General features: G+C 60.5%; 13 protein-coding genes and 1 riboswitch. Of the genes, 11 read left to right on the forward strand and 2 right to left on the reverse strand.

What is annotated here, in order from left to right; all coding sequences use genetic code 11:
• The first annotated feature begins 2 nt into the window (after positions 1 to 2).
• The 4 genes from CJ178_RS29345 to CJ178_RS29360 all read left to right on the forward strand — a co-directional run bounded on the left by CJ178_RS29345 (position 3) and on the right by CJ178_RS29360 (position 4,863).
• Positions 3 to 1,556: a hypothetical protein gene (locus CJ178_RS29345; protein WP_095888567.1), complete on the forward strand. Its 1,554-nt coding sequence runs from the start codon at positions 3 to 5 to the stop codon at positions 1,554 to 1,556.
• Between the two features lie 164 nt (positions 1,557 to 1,720).
• Positions 1,721 to 1,834, forward strand: a riboswitch (SAM riboswitch).
• Positions 1,835 to 1,923: 89 nt separating this feature from the next.
• Positions 1,924 to 3,150: an LLM class flavin-dependent oxidoreductase gene (locus tag CJ178_RS29350; protein WP_095888568.1), complete on the forward strand. Its 1,227-nt coding sequence runs from the start codon at positions 1,924 to 1,926 to the stop codon at positions 3,148 to 3,150.
• 19 nt (positions 3,151 to 3,169) lie between these two features.
• Complete coding sequence (locus CJ178_RS29355) at positions 3,170 to 4,537, forward strand: NtaA/DmoA family FMN-dependent monooxygenase (protein ID WP_095888569.1); 1,368 nt, start codon at positions 3,170 to 3,172, stop codon at positions 4,535 to 4,537.
• An 80-nt stretch (positions 4,538 to 4,617) separates the two neighbouring features.
• Positions 4,618 to 4,863 carry a hypothetical protein gene (locus CJ178_RS29360; protein WP_095888570.1) on the forward strand — a complete coding sequence of 82 codons (246 nt, stop codon included), beginning with the start codon at positions 4,618 to 4,620 and terminating at the stop codon, positions 4,861 to 4,863.
• 3 nt (positions 4,864 to 4,866) lie between these two features.
• Here CJ178_RS29360 and CJ178_RS29365 read toward each other — a convergent pair whose 3' ends face one another.
• Entirely contained in the window at positions 4,867 to 5,292 is a 426-nt protein-coding gene (locus CJ178_RS29365) for a nuclear transport factor 2 family protein (RefSeq protein ID WP_095888571.1), read from the reverse strand.
• Between the two features lie 378 nt (positions 5,293 to 5,670).
• Between CJ178_RS29365 and CJ178_RS29370 the strand changes: the two genes are divergently transcribed.
• Genes CJ178_RS29370 through CJ178_RS29390 form a run of 5 tightly spaced genes read left to right on the forward strand, consistent with a single transcriptional unit; the run spans position 5,671 to position 11,857 of the window.
• Entirely contained in the window at positions 5,671 to 7,275 is a 1,605-nt protein-coding gene (locus tag CJ178_RS29370) for an ABC transporter substrate-binding protein (protein WP_095888572.1), read from the forward strand.
• 8 nt (positions 7,276 to 7,283) lie between these two features.
• The gene (locus tag CJ178_RS29375; RefSeq protein WP_033236002.1) at positions 7,284 to 8,240 is read left to right on the forward strand and encodes an ABC transporter permease; all 957 of its coding nucleotides are present in this window, start codon (positions 7,284 to 7,286) and stop codon (positions 8,238 to 8,240) included.
• Positions 8,240 to 9,094: an ABC transporter permease gene (locus tag CJ178_RS29380; RefSeq protein ID WP_095888573.1), complete on the forward strand. Its 855-nt coding sequence runs from the start codon at positions 8,240 to 8,242 to the stop codon at positions 9,092 to 9,094. Before CJ178_RS29375 ends, CJ178_RS29380 begins: the two co-directional genes overlap by 1 nt.
• A gap of 33 nt (positions 9,095 to 9,127) precedes the next feature.
• Positions 9,128 to 10,828, forward strand: coding sequence for an ABC transporter ATP-binding protein (locus tag CJ178_RS29385; RefSeq protein WP_095888574.1), 1,701 nt, complete (start codon positions 9,128 to 9,130; stop codon positions 10,826 to 10,828).
• A 54-nt stretch (positions 10,829 to 10,882) separates the two neighbouring features.
• Positions 10,883 to 11,857, forward strand: a complete 975-nt coding sequence (locus CJ178_RS29390) for a TauD/TfdA dioxygenase family protein (RefSeq protein ID WP_095888575.1) — start codon at positions 10,883 to 10,885, stop codon at positions 11,855 to 11,857.
• A gap of 994 nt (positions 11,858 to 12,851) precedes the next feature.
• Here CJ178_RS29390 and CJ178_RS29400 read toward each other — a convergent pair.
• Positions 12,852 to 13,853: an MBL fold metallo-hydrolase gene (locus CJ178_RS29400; RefSeq protein ID WP_033236007.1), complete on the reverse strand. Its 1,002-nt coding sequence runs from the start codon at positions 13,851 to 13,853 to the stop codon at positions 12,852 to 12,854.
• Between the two features lie 300 nt (positions 13,854 to 14,153).
• Here CJ178_RS29400 and CJ178_RS29405 point away from each other — a divergent pair, with 300 nt between their 5' ends.
• Positions 14,154 to 15,254 (forward strand): LLM class flavin-dependent oxidoreductase, encoded by a 1,101-nt coding sequence (locus tag CJ178_RS29405; RefSeq protein ID WP_095888577.1) that lies wholly within the window; start codon positions 14,154 to 14,156, stop codon positions 15,252 to 15,254.
• Between the two features lie 416 nt (positions 15,255 to 15,670).
• Positions 15,671 to 16,477 carry a hypothetical protein gene (locus tag CJ178_RS29410; RefSeq protein WP_033236009.1) on the forward strand — a complete coding sequence of 269 codons (807 nt, stop codon included), beginning with the start codon at positions 15,671 to 15,673 and terminating at the stop codon, positions 16,475 to 16,477.
• The last annotated feature ends 34 nt before the right edge of the window (positions 16,478 to 16,511 follow it).

Genomic DNA, 16,511 nt, shown 5'->3' on the forward strand with positions numbered 1-16,511 from the left:
ACATGAGCGTTGATGTCACTGCCCTGAGCATTCTCCGCGATGTTGAATCACCAGAAGGTCTTCCGGCCTTCGAGGTGAAGTCTCCGAAGGGCGTCGGACGTGGCTTCCGCTCTCTCTTCCGCACGTTCGAGGACGCGAGCGACGTTGTTGCCGCAAATGTGCGCTGGCTGATCGATTTTCGTGCGCATCTGACTCCTGAGGATCGCTCGACGCTCGACGCGTCATTTCTGTGGCCGCTCGAACTTGTCGAGTCGGACGGCGTCGCCGTGGGATATTTGACCGGTGTGGTTCCGGCGCGATTCGAGGAGCGAGTGCAGACACCCCATTCGGGGGTCGTGACGGTAGCTCGAACTTTGGACTGGCTGAACAATCCCGCGCACGCAAGGGATGTGGGTGCATCGGTGATTGTCGAACCGGATGACATTATCGTGCGCTCGGCTTACTGTGCTCAGATCGCGCGCGCGACGGCGTTCCTCCATTCTCGAGGCGTCGTGTTCGGCGATATCGGGCCCTTGCGCGTGGTCACGAGCGATTCACCCATCGACGTTGTGATGATCGGTTCCGAGTTCATGCACGCCGCCGAGTCTCCGTGGCGTGGACCCGGAGTGCATTCGCACGGGATGACACCACCGGAATGTGTTGACGAGGCGAGAGTTCAAGACGTCGGCACTGATCTCTTCAAACTGGCGTTGATATTTCGCGACGTACTCGGTGCGGCGCCGGCGAAGGCGTCGGAGATTTCGTCGTTGGCGGGTTTGGTCGGACGCGTTGACCACCGTGGAATCGAGATGTTCGAGCGGGGGCTGGGGTCGGATCCGGGAGCGCGCCCGTCGGCCGTCGAGTGGTACGCGTATCTGTACTCGGAGACCATCGCGCATTCGGCTCCGCCGGTGATCGAGATGTTCGGTGCGGTTCCTGAACACGGGATTCGAAATCAATCCATCGAATTCACCTGGAACGTCCAGGGACACCGCAGGCTGAACCTCGAAACGCCGTGGGGCGAGGTTCAAGAACTCGACATCAGTGCGTCGAGGTACAGAGTGACGTTGAAACAGTCCGGGCAGTTCCGTTTGATCGCGTCTAATCCGAGTGGAACTACCGAGCGGCCCAGCGACATCGTGTATGCCTTCGATCCTCCCGCTGTGCGTTTCGTCGAGGTTCCCGAGTTGGGCGGGGTTGCGCAGGCTATGACCGGTCTTGATTCGACGGTGCTGTCCGACCGAGTGGTGCAAGGACCCGAGTTCAATTGGCTGTATGGCAGTTTCGACGCAATTGCATCGCCGGAGTTGCCACCGCTACCGGAGCTTCCGCAGTTCGATTCCCCGGGTGTGCCACTGCACCAAATTGATTGGACGGCGCTGACATCGATTATCAACGATACGATGCGGGCGGCCGATGCCGAGGTACGTCAGGGAGCGCTCGGCCGCGGGAACATCGTGGACAGGGCCGGATTGCTAGTTTCCCGCGTGCGATTGCGCACCGATCGGGTTACCAGCGGCCTTCGTCGATCGCGAACTCGTCGGAGTAGCTCGAAGCGCCGCTCCGACGAGTCGTAGCTGTGTCGAGGTAGACGTCCCTTGTATGTCCCGATCTAGGTTTTTGAATCTTTGAGAATGAAAAGATTCGGCGGGGTGTTGTGGCAGGTGGTTCATGGTTTCTGCCCTCTGGTGGCAATTCGGGTCGATCGTGGGCGGGCTGCGGAACCGATACCGTCACGGTAGGTGCAGAGTTCCAGCGACAAGGACCGGCTAGCTGGACGGCAACCCTTCATGCCGATGGGGTGCCCCGGGATCACACCTGGCGACACGCGTGGTGTGTGTCGCAAGCGGCAGTTGCGGCACTACCCGTCAGTGAAAGAGGGCTGACGGTTCTGCGGCCGGCACTGTGCGCTCCCGAGTAGTCCTCGAACAGGAGTAGAAGCCGATGACCTCCACCCTTCCCATCCACCTCGCCGTAGCGCTTGACGGCGCCGGCTGGCACCCGGCGGCCTGGCGAGAACCCCATTCGCGTCCGAGCGAGCTGTTCACCGCGTCGTACTGGACCGATCTCGTTACTACAGCCGAACGCGGTCTGCTCGACTTCGTGAGTATCGAGGACAGCCTCTCCGTGCCGGGCAACCCGTTCGAGCCCGTCGGTGACGCGGTCGATCGTGTGCGCGCTCGACTGGACGCGCATCTCGTGGCGGCCAGGCTGGCACCGGTGACGCGCAATATCGGATTGGTTCCGACGATCACCACGACGCATACCGAGCCGTTCCATGTCTCCAAAGCTGTTGCAACGCTCGACTACACGTCGCGAGGTCGCGCGGGGTGGCAGGTGAAAGTCTCAGCGTCCGAAGCGGAGGCCACCCATTTCGGGCGGCGCGATATCCCCGCGTTGACCGAAGATGATCGGGCATTGCTGGTATCAGGCAACCTTCCCGATTTCGTACGGGATCTGTTCGAAGAGTCGGCTGAGGCCGTCGATGTGGTTCGGCGCCTCTGGGACAGCTGGGAGGATGACGCCGAAATTCGTGACGTGGAGCGTCGACGGTTCATCGATCGAGACAAGTTGCATTACATCGACTTCGAGGGCAAGTACCTATCCGTGCGTGGACCGTCGGTCACTCCGCGGCCGCCGCAGGGGCAGCCACTTGTCGCAGCTTTGGCGCACCAGCGCGTTCCGTACGAGCTGGCTGCTCGAACAGCCGATCTGGTTTTTGTGACTCCTCTCGACGATGGTCAGGTGCCCTCGATTCTCGCCGAAGTGCGTGCGGCGCAGGAACGGGTTGAGCGCTCGGGCGAACCGCTCCGGGTATACGGCGACATTGTTGTGTTCTTCGATGCGGCAGGGGAATCGGGTCGAGAACGACTCGACCGCCTGGACAATGCGTCGGGTACCCCGTACCGCTCTGATGCACTGATCTTCACCGGCACGCCGGCTGAATTGGCCGATCACCTTCTCCGCTGGCAGCAGTTGGGGATCGAGGGCTTTCGTTTGCGACCCGGTGTTGCCGTGGACGATCTTGACACGATTGTGAATGACCTGGTACCAGAACTGCAGAAGCGCAACGTATTCCGTACAGCGTATCCAGATACGAATCTCCGCGGACTTCTCGGATTGCCGATCCACGTCCCCAACCGCTACGCCGCCGGCACTCCGGCTGCCTGAACAGACGAGGAATACTTTCATGAGTAGTCAGCAGCGTAAGCAGGTCATCTTGGGGGCCTACCTGGGCGGCGTCAACCATCACACGGCGTGGTGGGATCCGCAGGCGGGCAGCCAGATCGAATTCGACTCCTTCGAACACACCGCTAGAACCGCCGAGCGCGGAAAATTCGACTTCTTCTTCCTGGCAGAAGGACTGGCACTTCGCGAACGCGCGGGACAGATCTTCGATCAGGACATCATCGGCAGGCCGGATACCTTCACGGTGCTCGCCTCATTGGCGGCAGTAACCGAACACCTCGGATTGGCCGGCACCATCAACTCGACGTTCAACGAGCCGTACGAATTGGCCAGACAGTTCGCGACACTTGATCAACTGTCCGGTGGCCGTGCGGCCTGGAACGTCGTGACGTCGTTCGATGCCTTCACCGGGCAGAACTTCCGTCGCGGCGGCTACCTCGATCGCGCGCAGCGGTACGAGCGCGCCGAGGAAACCGTCGCACTCGTCCGTGAAATCTGGGATTCGTGGCGAAGTGACGACATCGTCGCAGACAAGGATTCCGGTCGTTTCCTCGCGCGAGCAGATGCTGGTGAATTCGCTTTCCACGGATCACAATTCGATGTGAACGGTCGGTTCACTGTTCCGCGCAGTCTGCAGGGTCGCCCGGTCATTCTTCAAGCTGGTGTCTCGCCGCAGGGGCGGGACTTTGCGGCCGGCAATGCCGACGCGATCTTCTCGCCGTACGGGCAACTGCCTGAGGCGTCGGACTTCTATCGGGACATCAAGGCCCGTGCTGTTGCAGCCGGGCGTGATCCGGGTGACATCAAGATTCTGCCGTCGGCGAGCTTTGTGCTCGGCACGTCCGAGGCTGATGCTATCGAGAAGTACCGTGACATTCGCGATCAGCAAGTAACAGGCCAGACTGCGTTGATCCTGCTCGAGCAGATCTGGAATCTCGATCTTTCGGGTTACGACCCGGAAGGACCGCTACCTGATATCGCACCGGATCCCGAAGCATCCCCGATCATTCAAGGACGGGCATTCATCCATCAGGACCGATTCGAGACCGTCGCGAAGTTGCGCGCTGTGGCCGAGAACAAGAAGCTGAATCTGCGTGAGGTCGTGATCGATCAGTTCGAGCGCGGGCCGATAGTCGGTACTGCGCAACAGATTGCCGAAAAGATCGATTCGTTTGTGCAGAACGACGGTTCGGATGGATTCATCCTCGGTTCGCACCTTGTGCCAACAGGATTGGACGAGTTTGTCGACGACGTAGTACCGCTGCTGCAGGATCGTGGTGTTCTGCGCGCCGACTACGAAGGAACGACGCTACGAGACAACCTTGGTCTGGCAATTCCGGCTGATCGTGCTCTTGTGGCGCCGCGATGACATGGGCGAGTAGCGCGTGGGGATCGGGGTACTCCGAAAACGTCGGCACCTAACGTCGACAGTCCTGGAGGAGGAAGACCATGCGTGTGAAAAGCCTGGTCGGAGCCGGCGCAGTGGCAGTTGCCCTGGTTGCCGGTCCCCTTGCCCAAACGTCTGCCCAAGCGTCCGCGGAAGGCTTTGTGGCTCCGGGCTCGGATAGCCTGCCAGACTCGCTGACCTGCGAGAGCGTCTTCGACGCCTTGGAGGATCAGAGTCCGGAGTGGACGGAGGAGGGGATCGACCAGGTCGAAGACTGGTGCGAGTCGATCACCGGTGAAGAGGACTGACCGTCAGCCGCGCGCTATGACGCGTCGTGAGAGTCGCCAGCGGCCGTCCTCCAGCTCGAACTCGTCTGCGTAACTTCCGACGCCACTGAGGCGAGGCGCCGTGGCGGTGTCGACGTAAAACGTCCACACCGCTTCGGCGCGGGCCGTGGTGTCCGACGTGACCTCGACGGCGACTGCGGTGGTCACGTGGCGGGTGAAGGTTCCCGGTCCCTGAATTCCCGCAGCACGGCGTTCGCGCATACCGGCAGCGATTTCCTCGCGGCCGCGTCGTACCTGGAGCGGCAACCCGCGGTCGGGGTTGGCCGGCATTGTCCATTCGGCCTGTTGAGTGAATTGTTCGACGTAATCGTCGACTGCTCCCGTATCGGCGAGGTGAGCGATCCGCGCGAGTGCGGTTCGGATCTGCTCGGCTGGGCTTTCGGGCTGCATCTGTCTCCTTGGTATTAGGGCGGACCTTCCGGACGCTACCGCGGTGAGCTGGGAATAGTAGGTCCGGTCTCGTTGAGCGGTCACAAAATTCGTGAGTTCGGATCACCGTGAGTCCAACTATTTCCCCAACATAAGGGGAAATGATTAAGTGTGTTCACGAAGGCAAGTGCCTTGAATCTGACCGGAAGGTTTACCGTGTCCGTCCCTCTGCGATGTCTGCGCTGACTTCTTCAGCGCCACACCGGCTGGTGTAGCCCTCATTGCCCACTGAACTTCACGGTTCGGGTTCTTCGAGGCCACCAGGACGACCACTTTCCCTTTTGCGTGCCGCGCTCAGCGCGCGTTGCTGCGCACCCTCATACGAAGGACCACACCTCCGTGAACTCGTCATTTCCGACGGCTGGGCTTGATCGCCGTGCCTTTTTCCGTGGCAGCGCTATTGCCGCATTCGCAATTCTTGGTACCGGATCGCTCGCTGCGTGCTCCTCTGCCGTTGGTGAACAGCGTTCCGATGCAGGGGAATCGGTGGAACCAGTGCGCGGCGGCACGCTCACCCTGGCAATTCCGGACGATGTCAGCCCATCTGCTCTTTTGACCAGCACAACAATTGCAGGCACTACCATCTCCGGGCTTGTCTTCGAGACATTGACCCGCTACCCGATCGATTCCGTAGTGCCGCAACCTCTTCTCGCCAAGGACTGGAAGCTCTCGGACGACGGTCTGACGTTGACACTGAATCTGCGCGACGACGTCACCTTCCACACCGGCCGCCCGTTCACCTCTGCGGATGCGGAGTTTTCGCTGCGTACGTACGCCGATCCCAAGTTCTCCGCGCAGCTGCGCAGCACAGCAGCCGCCATCACCGGCTACGACTCCTCGGATCCGAAAAAACTGGTGCTGACGCTCGCGCACCGAACCGGAAACATCTTCGACCTCCTGGATCTGGCGCCGATCTTCGACTCGGAGACCTTCGACAAGGCGGTCAGCGGTGAATCCTTCATCGGGACAGGACCGTTCGTCTTCGCCTCGCGCACCCCGAACAGCTCGATCTCCTTCGATCGCAATCCGAACTACTGGGTTGCTGAGCGTCCCGTCCTCGACCGCGTCGAGGCTCGTATCGTCCCCGATTCACAAGCCCGTCTGACGTCTCTCAAATCAGGTCAGGTTGCGCTCGTCGCCCCGGGATCGTTGACCTTCCGTGATTCTCAGACAGTTGGCAAGACAAGCGGTTTCGCAACTTCAGCTCTCGACGGGGCGGAACTGCAGACGTATCTGGGCGCCAACGTCACGGCTGAGGGATTGACCGATGTACGAACCCGGAAAGCCGTGGCGTATGCCATCGATCGGGATCGCATCATGAGTGAGGTGTACCGCGACGCCGGCTACGCCGTGAACCTGCCGTGGCCGAAGTCGTCGCCCGCATACGACGCGGCCAAGAACTCCACGTATACGCGTGACGTTGCCAAGGCTCGGTCACTGGTGAGTGAGGTGGGAACACTGCCGACCATTCCGTTGACGTACACGGGTGCCAGCCCGGACTTCGAAGCGGCAGCTCAGATCGTGCAGGCCAATCTTGCTGAAGCGGGAATTCGCGTCGAGTTGGACCCAGTCGAGGCGACCATCTTCTTCAAGCAGTTGATCGGCGCAGAGTTCAAGGGGCTGTGGCTGACCAGTCACACCTTTGCGCAGTATGTTCCGTCGACGCTGACCGTCAGCGCCTACCCTTTCAATGCCGCGCACAATGCGTCGAAGTTCAGTTCCCCGGCATATTCTGCCGCTGCTGATTCAGCGTGGCAGGTGCCCGACGGCTCGAGCGACGCTGCAAAGAAGCTGTACGCGGACCTCGGCACCCAACTGTTGGAAGAGCTGTTCCTGATCGAGATCGGTGTGGTGGTTCCGCAGGTATCGGCTGCTTCCACCGTGCATGATCTTGCGTGGACCAAGGGCCGTCAGCCGCAGTTCGCCAACACCTTCCTGGCCTAGGGGAGAACATGTTTCGCTATGTTGTCGGCCGACTGCCGTCGGCGGTGGTAGTTCTCTTTCTTGCGTCGTTGTTGATTTTCTCGGTAATGCGACTGGTTCCCGGTGATCCGGCCTTGGCGCTGGCCGGTCCCGATGCCACGCCGGAAGCGATTGAGGCGATTCGTCATTCGCTGGGTCTCGACAAGTCGGTCCCCGCTCAGTACCTGTCGTGGATCGGCGACGTTCTGACATTGGATCTGGGTCGGTCGTTTGTCCTCGGTGGTCAGATCTCGGATCTAGTGCTGGCCGGGTTGGGCAATACGGCGGTGCTTGCCGGCAGCGCGTTGCTGTTAGCGGTAACGTTGAGCCTGATTCTCAGTGTGGCCGTGGTGGTCTGGCCGAAGAAGTGGCTGACCAGTGTGGTGAACGTGCTCAACACGCTCTCTGTTGCGCTGCCCAATTTTGTAACGGGTGTTCTACTGGTCCTGGTGTTCGCGGTGCTGATCCCGGTGCTGCCTTCCGGTGGTGTTCCTCCGGGCGGGTACCTGGCTCGCCCCGACATCACGCTGCAGTATTTGGTGCTTCCGGCACTGTGCTTGGCCTTGCCGGTCACAGCCGCTCTGACCAGATTTCTCTCGGAGGCCCTGCGCACCGAGATGGCGCAGCAGTATGTGATCACCGCTCAGGCTGCGGGAGTCACGCGCTGGAACCTGGTGACCCGTAGCGCTTTACGCAACGCGCTGCCGACCATGTTGACTGTCCTCGGAATTCAGACCGGGCATCTCCTTGGTGGAGCCGTGCTGGTCGAGGCCATCTTTGCCTGGCCGGGAATCGGTCAACTGATTCAGCAGGGAATCGGTCGGCGCGACTACCCGGTGGTGCAGGTGCTTCTGCTGCTCTCAGTCACGATCTTCGTGCTGATTCAACTGCTGACAGACATCGTGCACGCCTACCTCGATCCGCGTATCCGCATTGGAGGACAGTAATGACTGTCGTTGATCAACGCCAGGACACGCAGACTCGACGTTCGCGCCCGGTACGTGACGCACTGACTCACGGCCAGGGACTTGCGGGTGTCCTGATCGTGCTGGTCATCGCAGCGGCGGGCATCGCGGCACCGCTGTTGACGAACTACGGACCCAACGAACAGATCGAGGGCGCAAACCTGTTGGGCGCCAGCGCACAACACTGGTTCGGCACTGATCAGGTGAACCGCGACGTCTTCACTCGCTCGCTGTACGGCATCCGCATCAACCTGGTTATCGTGCTTGTTGCGGTGCCGTTGGGTGCGATCATCGGTTCACTTGCCGGTTTGATCTCGAGCATAAACCCGGTTGCCGATGTCATCGCGCAACGAATCTTTGATGTGATCCTTGCTTTTCCGCTGCTGATTCTCGCGATCACGCTGGTGGCGATTACCGGTCCCGGTATCTTTCCGGTGGTCGCGGTGATCGTGGCCGCCGAGATCCCTATGTTCGGGCGTCTCGTACGTACCAGTGTGCTCAAAGTTCGTGAGCTACCGTTCGTGGAATCGGCCGAAGTGATCGGGGCCGGCCGTTGGTGGGTACTGCGTAAACATGTGCTGCCCAACGTGGTCGAACCGTTGAGCGTGCAGATCGCCCTGTCGATGTCGGTGGCCGTATTTGCCGAAAGTGCGATGAGCTTCCTGGGTATCGGTGTGCGACCGCCGGATCCGTCACTGGGGTCCATCATCTCCGACGCCATCCCCAATCTCGACGTCAATCCCGCTTACGCCGTCGGGCCGCTGATCATCGTCTCCGCCTTGGTCTTGAGCTTCCTCCTGATCGCCCAGGCGCTCGGCAAAGCCCGTCGGATCTGACGCCGCTTTAACGACCACTTCAAGGACACAAGCATGAACGCAGTAAAGCAGCAGGCGGTCCTCGCCATCGAGGATCTGGTGATCCGGTTCGGTACCGCGGATAGCCGACGTGAATCAACCACCGTTGTCGATCAGGTGAATCTCGAAGTGGCACAGGGTGAAATTCTGGCACTGGTCGGAGAATCCGGATCGGGTAAGTCGCTCACAGCGCGTGCAGTCCTCGGCTTGCTGCCGGAAGGGGCTCAGGCAAGCGGCTCGATCGAACTCGGCGGTCAGCAGGTTCTCGGAGCTGACGAGGCAACCTTGAACAAGGTGCGCGGCACCCGCGCCGCAATGGTGTTTCAGGAACCCCAGACCGCACTCAACCCCGTCCAGAAGGTGGGGTGGCAGATTGCTCAGGTTCTGCGGGCGCACGGCAAGATATCCCGTGCCGACGCTCGGGCCCGCGCCGTCGAACTGCTGCGGATGGTGGAGATTCCGGAACCGGAGCGTCGGGTCGATTGGTATCCGCATCAGCTGTCGGGCGGCCAGAAGCAGCGCGTAGTTATTGCGCTGGCTCTGTCGGGTTCGCCGGATCTGCTGATCGCAGATGAGCCGACGACTGCGCTCGATGTGACGGTGCAGGCCGAAATCCTGCAGTTGTTGCGGGATCTGCGCGATCGGTCGGGGACGGCGATTCTGTTGATCACACACAACATGGGAGTCGTTGCGGATATCGCCGATCGCGTGCTGGTGATGAAATCCGGTCAGGTGGTGGAACAGCAGTCGGTTTTCGATCTGTTTGCGTCACCGCGGGCGAGCTACACGCAGGCTCTGCTGGCAGCGGTGCCTCGGCTGCCGGAAGCCGAGCACGCCAAACCAGCAGTTGCGCTGGTCGATGATGTCGAGCGCGCGCTCACCGAGCCCATTCTCCGGTTCGACGACGTCTCGATCGTGTACCCGGCCCGTCTGGGTAACAAGGCGTTTCGGGCTGTTGATCAGGTGAGCCTGAGTGTGCGGCCTGGTGAAGTAGTGGGTCTGGTCGGTGAGTCGGGCTCGGGGAAAACAACTCTCGGGCGCAGCGCGCTGGGTGTCATTCGGGCCAGCAGTGGCACCGTGAGCTTCGACGGAACCGACCTGGGCACGATATCCGCAGCGAATCTTCGAGGTCTGCGTAAGGGTATGGCACTTGTCCATCAGGATCCGGCGGCGTCACTCGATCCCCGGCGGACCGTCGGGCAGAGCATCGGTGAACCCCTCGAAGTCCACCGCTTTGCTACCGGGGCCCTGCTTCGGAACAAGGTCGAGGAGTTGCTCGAATCCGTTCGTCTCCCCAAGTCATTTGCTCACCGGGCACCGGGAGAGTTGTCCGGTGGTCAGCGCCAGCGGGTGGCGCTGGCGCGAGCACTCGCACTCGGGCCACGACTGTTGGTTGCCGACGAGCCGACCAGTGCGCTCGACGTTTCAGTCCAAGCCGACGTTCTTTCACTATTTGCCGACCTACGAGAGGAATACAAGTTCGCATGCCTGTTCATCAGCCACGACTTGGCCGTCGTCCATCAGGTGGCCGACCGGGTAGCGGTGCTGCGCAGCGGGGAATTGGTCGAAGAGGGCCCCGCTGCGGAGGTATTCAGCTCACCGCGCCAGGACTACACCAGGAGATTGGTTGCAGCGGTGCCGCTTCCGGATCCGCTGCGCCAGCGCGAAGGACGGGGAACTACTCGAGTGGAGCCAAGCCTGACTGTTGCTGTCTGACCGGTCCGCTCGCACGACACACAACCCTTCACTCTCACTTCACAGGAGAATTTCATGTCTATCACCGAACTCGAACGCGTCGCACTCACCCCTGAAGAGATCTACGCCGCAGGCGGAATCACCGTCCACAAGGTGGGTGAGCTGATCGGCGCCCGTATCGACGGCGTTCATCTCTCGGGTGATCTGTCCGCGGAGGCCGCGTACGCAATCAACTACGCTCTCGCCGCCCATAAGGTTGTTTTCTTCCGCGGGCAGCAGCATCTGGACGACGTGTCGCAGTACGAATTTGCCGGCACGCTCGGCACGCAGACCACCACCCACCCGACGCTGAAGTCTGCCGACAACAAGCTGTTGGTTATCGACGGTGCGGCCAGCAGCTGGCACACCGACGTCACATTCATCGACCGTATCCCGAAGGCATCGATCCTGCGCCCCACCACAATTCCCGAGTACGGCGGAGCAACAACGTGGGCGTCCACGACCGCCGCCTACAACCAGCTCCCGCATTCGCTCAAGGTTCTGGTCGAGAACCTACGGGCCGTGCACACCAATGCGTACGACTACTCCGAAGCGTACGACAAGGTGAAGCAGGGCGAGGGCGAGCGTCAGACCAACTACGGAGAGTTCACTCGCGAGATCTACGAAACGGAGCACCCGGTGGTTCGCATCCACCCGGCAACCGGGGAGAAGACCCTGCTTCTGGGTCACTTCGTGAAGGAGTTCGTCGGGCTCAAACCGTCGGAGTCGGTTGCGCTGTTCCAGCTACTGCAGGCACGAGTTATCAAGTTGGAAAACACAGTTCGTTGGGCCTGGGAGGCGGGAGATCTGGCGATCTGGGACAACCAGGCTACCCAGCACTACGGCGTCTCCGATTACGGAACCCAGGCGCGCAGCGTGCACCGGGTGACGTTGGCCGGCGACGTGCCGGTGGATGTCCACGGTGAATCCAGCCGCATCATCAAGGGTGACGCATCCGAGTTCTCGATCGTCGCGGACATCGAGCGGCTCCCCGGGTTTGCCGCGAACTGATCTGATGTAGCGCGTCTGACAACGTAGCGCGTTTGGTGGCCGATTGTGCGGTCACCAAACGCGCTCGTCGAGTTCAGGGGGCAGCTCGAACATATTTCCCCACGAGTGGTGGCACTTAAGGCAACTCCATTGGGGAGTGTTCGGGCCTACGACGCAACCGGTGACCGAGATCCAGGGTCTTACGTTGTGGAGATAGGCCGGCATTCCCGGGGAACAGCGCGAGGTCCAGCGAGCCCGGCACTGCGGGCATGGCGGGTGTGTCGAGACCATGTATTCAACAAGGTTCGTGTAAGCGGATGACGCAATTCTGCCCGCGCATTTTCGGCACAGAACGGCCGGACAGTCGTCTCCGGGCTCGAATTGTCTGAAGCTGTGCGACGCCGAGTGAAAATGCATCGAATCCCCGGCTGTGAACTTATTCAAACGCAGCGGCGCATCACAGGCGGTGCATGAGCCGCAGCTGCCGAGTAGGGCCCGGGCGTGGGCAGCGGTTGACGTTGGGTCCGTGGTGTCGATTTCGAAGGAATCGAGACCGACGGCGGAGTGGAGCGCCCACAGGATGCGGTCACCGAGTGCGTCGTCGATTTGACCTGTCTCGCTGGGGAATTGGATTGACATTGCCTTTTCGATGTCCGGAACCAGCGGAAGTCGAGAGAAAGTGTCGTAGTTTTCGCTCACTTCCAGGCGAGCCATGCCGTCGGCGAACGGCGCTGTCAGGGTTTCCGCGCAAAGGACAGTTCGGGGATCGGTGTCCAAGACGGTGATCAGGACGTCGCCGGCAGCCATGTGACCGTGAAAGCTCCACGGATCGACTTTCGCCTTGGGTTCGAGAAATGCTACCGCGGCGTCGAGCCAGGGTGTACCGAGAGCGATAAATACGTGCTGACCTGCGCTGCGCGTAATCATCTGCGAAGTATTGCACTGGGTGCCGACAGGGCTCGGCTATCGAGACACTGGTCAGGGCCGGCTGTGCTGTCGGCCCTGACCAGTCATTTTAGTACGTACGGGCGAACAGTGCCGGTTCCGTATCGGAAACCTGCGTAACCTGCTCGCGCGCAACCAGATGACGCAAATGTGCGGCACCCTCGGACAGTGCCATGGTCTTGCCCAGCGGAGAGATATCCGACCACGGCTTGTACCACTTCATATGTGCCGCAACATCCCACACGGTCAGCTTCTGATCGCCGAATGCCTCGAGCAGATGATCCAGGCGTTCTTCGTGGTGCTCGATCAGCTCACCCGCGCGACCACCCACGCTGTCGATGGGGATGCCGTGTGCGCCGAGTCCACGCGTGATGTCCATGGTCTGGACGCGTCGTAGAGACGCGAAGAAATCGGCCAGGGCGTCGCGTTCCTCGAGGGGGTACGTGAAGTTGCCGACGTGCGGCGTTGTCTTCTGCAGGACGTGGTCGCCGGTGAACATGACGTTTGCGTCGTCGAGATAGAAGCAGACATGCCCGGGGGTATGGCCTGGTGTGTAGACAACGCGGAGTCCGCGACCGGTGAGGCTGATGATCTCGTTGTCCGAGAGGATCCTGTCGGGAGCGGAGTCCGCGCTCGTCGGCGGGTTTCCGTCGGCTGCCTGCCGGAATGCTTCGCGATCGGCCTCAGGGGCTCCGGCCTTGGCCATATTGGACAGCTGGTAGGCCATCCACTCTTCGCCCTTGCTGCTGGCCATCTTGTTGAACAGGTCGTGATCGTCCTCATGCATCGCGATCCAGGCACCCGACGCCTCACGCACGCGACCACACAACCCGGTGTGATCCGGATGGAAATGGGTCACAACAACGCCTTCGATATCGGTGACCGAATGACCGATCTCCGCCAACCCGGCATTGAGGCCCTGCCAGCCGTTGTCGTCGTCCCAACCCGCATCAACCAGGATCAGGCCGTTCGGGGACTCCATCGCGTACACCAGCGTTGCACCGAGTGGGTTGTCGGTGATGGGCACCGGAATCTGGAATATGCCATCGCCGATGGCAGCTGCACCGTTCATCTGTAGTACCTCGTTTACCGATTAAGGAATCTGTTTCTATGTCCTTCATGTTTACCGTGCGCTCGATTAGCCCGTGACGCAGGTCCTACCTGGCGGGAATGTGTGACCGTCGGAGTGCATTTCGGATCGGCGAGAGTTTAACCTTCCTGCTTGTCGGTATTTGTGGAGAACTGTTGAAGCAGTGCATGTTTCGTTGTTCTTCCGGCTTGAGGGTTGCGCTGCCACGGCGGTTCGCTGGAGGCAAGCGAACTAGCGTGTCGAGGGACAGGCGCCGTGCGGCGGTCTCGAGAAAGACGGGTCATGCGTTTTCAGGTTCTGGACATCATCTTCAACCCACCCCATCCAGTGACCGGAGAGGAAGTAGCACCCTCTGACCGACTCAATCGCGTGGTCGAACTCGCCGTTCTCGCCGAAGAGCTGGGCATCGACTCCTTCTCGGTGGGGGAGCGTCACGCCGGCCCGGTGCTGTCCTCTGCACCGACGGTTATCTTGGGTGCAATTGCGCAGGCCACAGATCGAATTCTGCTCTCGACAGGCGTCACCGTCCTGTCGTTGCTGGACCCGATTCGGGTGGCCGAGGACTTCGGAACCATCGACCAGCTCAGCCGCGGGCGCCTCGAAATCGTGATCGGCAAGGGAAACGAGGTGCTGCAGTACCCGCTGCTCGGACTCGATATCTCCAAGCAGTACGAATACCTGACCGAGAACTACGAACTCCTCAAACTGCTGATCAGCGAGGAAAACGTCAAGTGGGTGGGTACCCACCGGCCCTCCCTCGAGGACGCAACGACGCTACCGCGTCCGTACGACGGGCCCTTCCGCATCTGGCACGGGTCCGCGACCTCCTTCGAGGCAGTGGAGCTTGCAGCGAAGTGGGGAGATCCCATCGTCACGGCCAATGCACTCCAGCCCCGCGAGAACTACAAGGTGCTCATCGACCACTACCGCGAGCAGTATCTCGCTCACGGCCACGATCCATCCCGTGCGTACGTCGGCTCCGGCTCGGGTGGGCTGTTCCTCGCTGACACGACAGAACAAGCCGTCGAGGAATTCCGTCCCCTCTACGAGGGCGCTGTCGCGCAGCAAGACAAGCGGAAGCACGACCCGAAAGCGGTCGGTAAGTCCACGAGCTTCCGGACCATCGAGGAAGCCGTCGACCGTGGCCCCGCTTTGGTGGGCTCCTCGGAGCGTGTCGCCGAGAAGATCCTGGACTACTACGAGAGTTACGGTCACGACTTCCAGTCCGTGTCCGTCAATCACGTCCTCGACTTCGAGCAGCAGAAGGACACGTTGCGTCGCTTTGCCGAAGAAGTGATTCCCCTCGTGAAGGCGGAAGTGTCGACCAACCTGTGGAGCGTCGGCGACGAGGATCGGGCGAAGGGTTTCACCGCAGTCGACTGAGCACGTGAGCGTAGTCAGGTCCGACGCTGCGACGAGTCACAGCCTGCAGTAGCTTATTACCGACATCGTGGTCGGTTTTACACTGCAATGAAAGTTCTGTGTGTGGGAGTAGTGCGTTGACGTTGGGTGTGAACTCGCTACCCGCGACAGAACTGTCGGACACGCCATTGGTGTTCCGGCTGATGGATCAACTCCTGTAGTAGCTGCATTGCACCGACACAGCATCGTTGGGTAGCGGCGCCGGAGGTTAGGCGCAGACCGAGGGTGTTCGACCCGCACGACCTTTTCAAGGTTGGTGCGGTAGGAGTCTGGACTGAGAAATCAGCGGAACGTGCTCACCTCGAAATTGAGTGCATTCCGCTGATTTCGCTTTACGCTTGGGCGTCTTGATTCTTCCCCGGCATTGGAGACAAACAGTGATCGACTTCCAGCTGAATACCGACGAATACACGCTTTATCAAGCATTGCCTGAGGACGGATCTGCCCAGGGGAACATCACTACCCGAAAAGCGCTACGTTGGAGGAAGGCAAAATACTGGGAAACCCGTGAAGGGTTGATCCGAAAACAGGCCGCGATTGCGGGGCTTGGGGGTGGGGGAACCCTGCGCCGCGCGCCAGACCAGGTAGACGGAACTGAACTTGTAGGCCAGGTCGTTGAATCGGTTGGCGGGGTCCGGATTCCCCCACGGGTCAGAGAGCGTCACTTGTATGGCCCGCTCGTCGATACGCTGCGTGAATCATGGAGTAGAGAGACTCGATCGAATTCGATAGTTGTCGAAGACACCTCGGACCAAGGGAGGCGCATCACGGGTGGTCGATGGACTCGCCCTGACATTGTTGCTATCAATCTGAAGGAGTACGACTATCTTCCAGGCAAGTATATCGAAGTAGTCTCATTTGAGGTCAAGCCTGCTGATCAGATTAATGTGACGGCCGTTTACGAGGCGCTGGCTCACAGGAGAAGCGCTACCCATGCCTACGTATTGCTGCATATTCCACAGGTGCGCAGGGATTCCTTGGCAGATGACTTGTTGTCAGTGCGAAGTGTTGCAGCGGAGCACGGAGTCGGTGTCATAACTTTCGGAGAACAAGATAACTACGACACATGGTCGATCCTGGAAGTTGCGCTCCGTGTCGAAACCACGCCGGAACGATTGAACGACTTCATCGAGACTCAGCTGTCGTCTGACTCCAAACGCAAGATTGCGATGAGTGTTCGTTAGTTCAGTTTGAGGGGACTGATTCGAACGTTTCGAG

Source organism: Rhodococcus sp. ACPA4, from assembly GCF_002300185.1.
In the GTDB taxonomy this organism is placed as follows: Bacteria; Actinomycetota; Actinomycetes; order Mycobacteriales; family Mycobacteriaceae; genus Rhodococcus_F; species Rhodococcus_F globerula.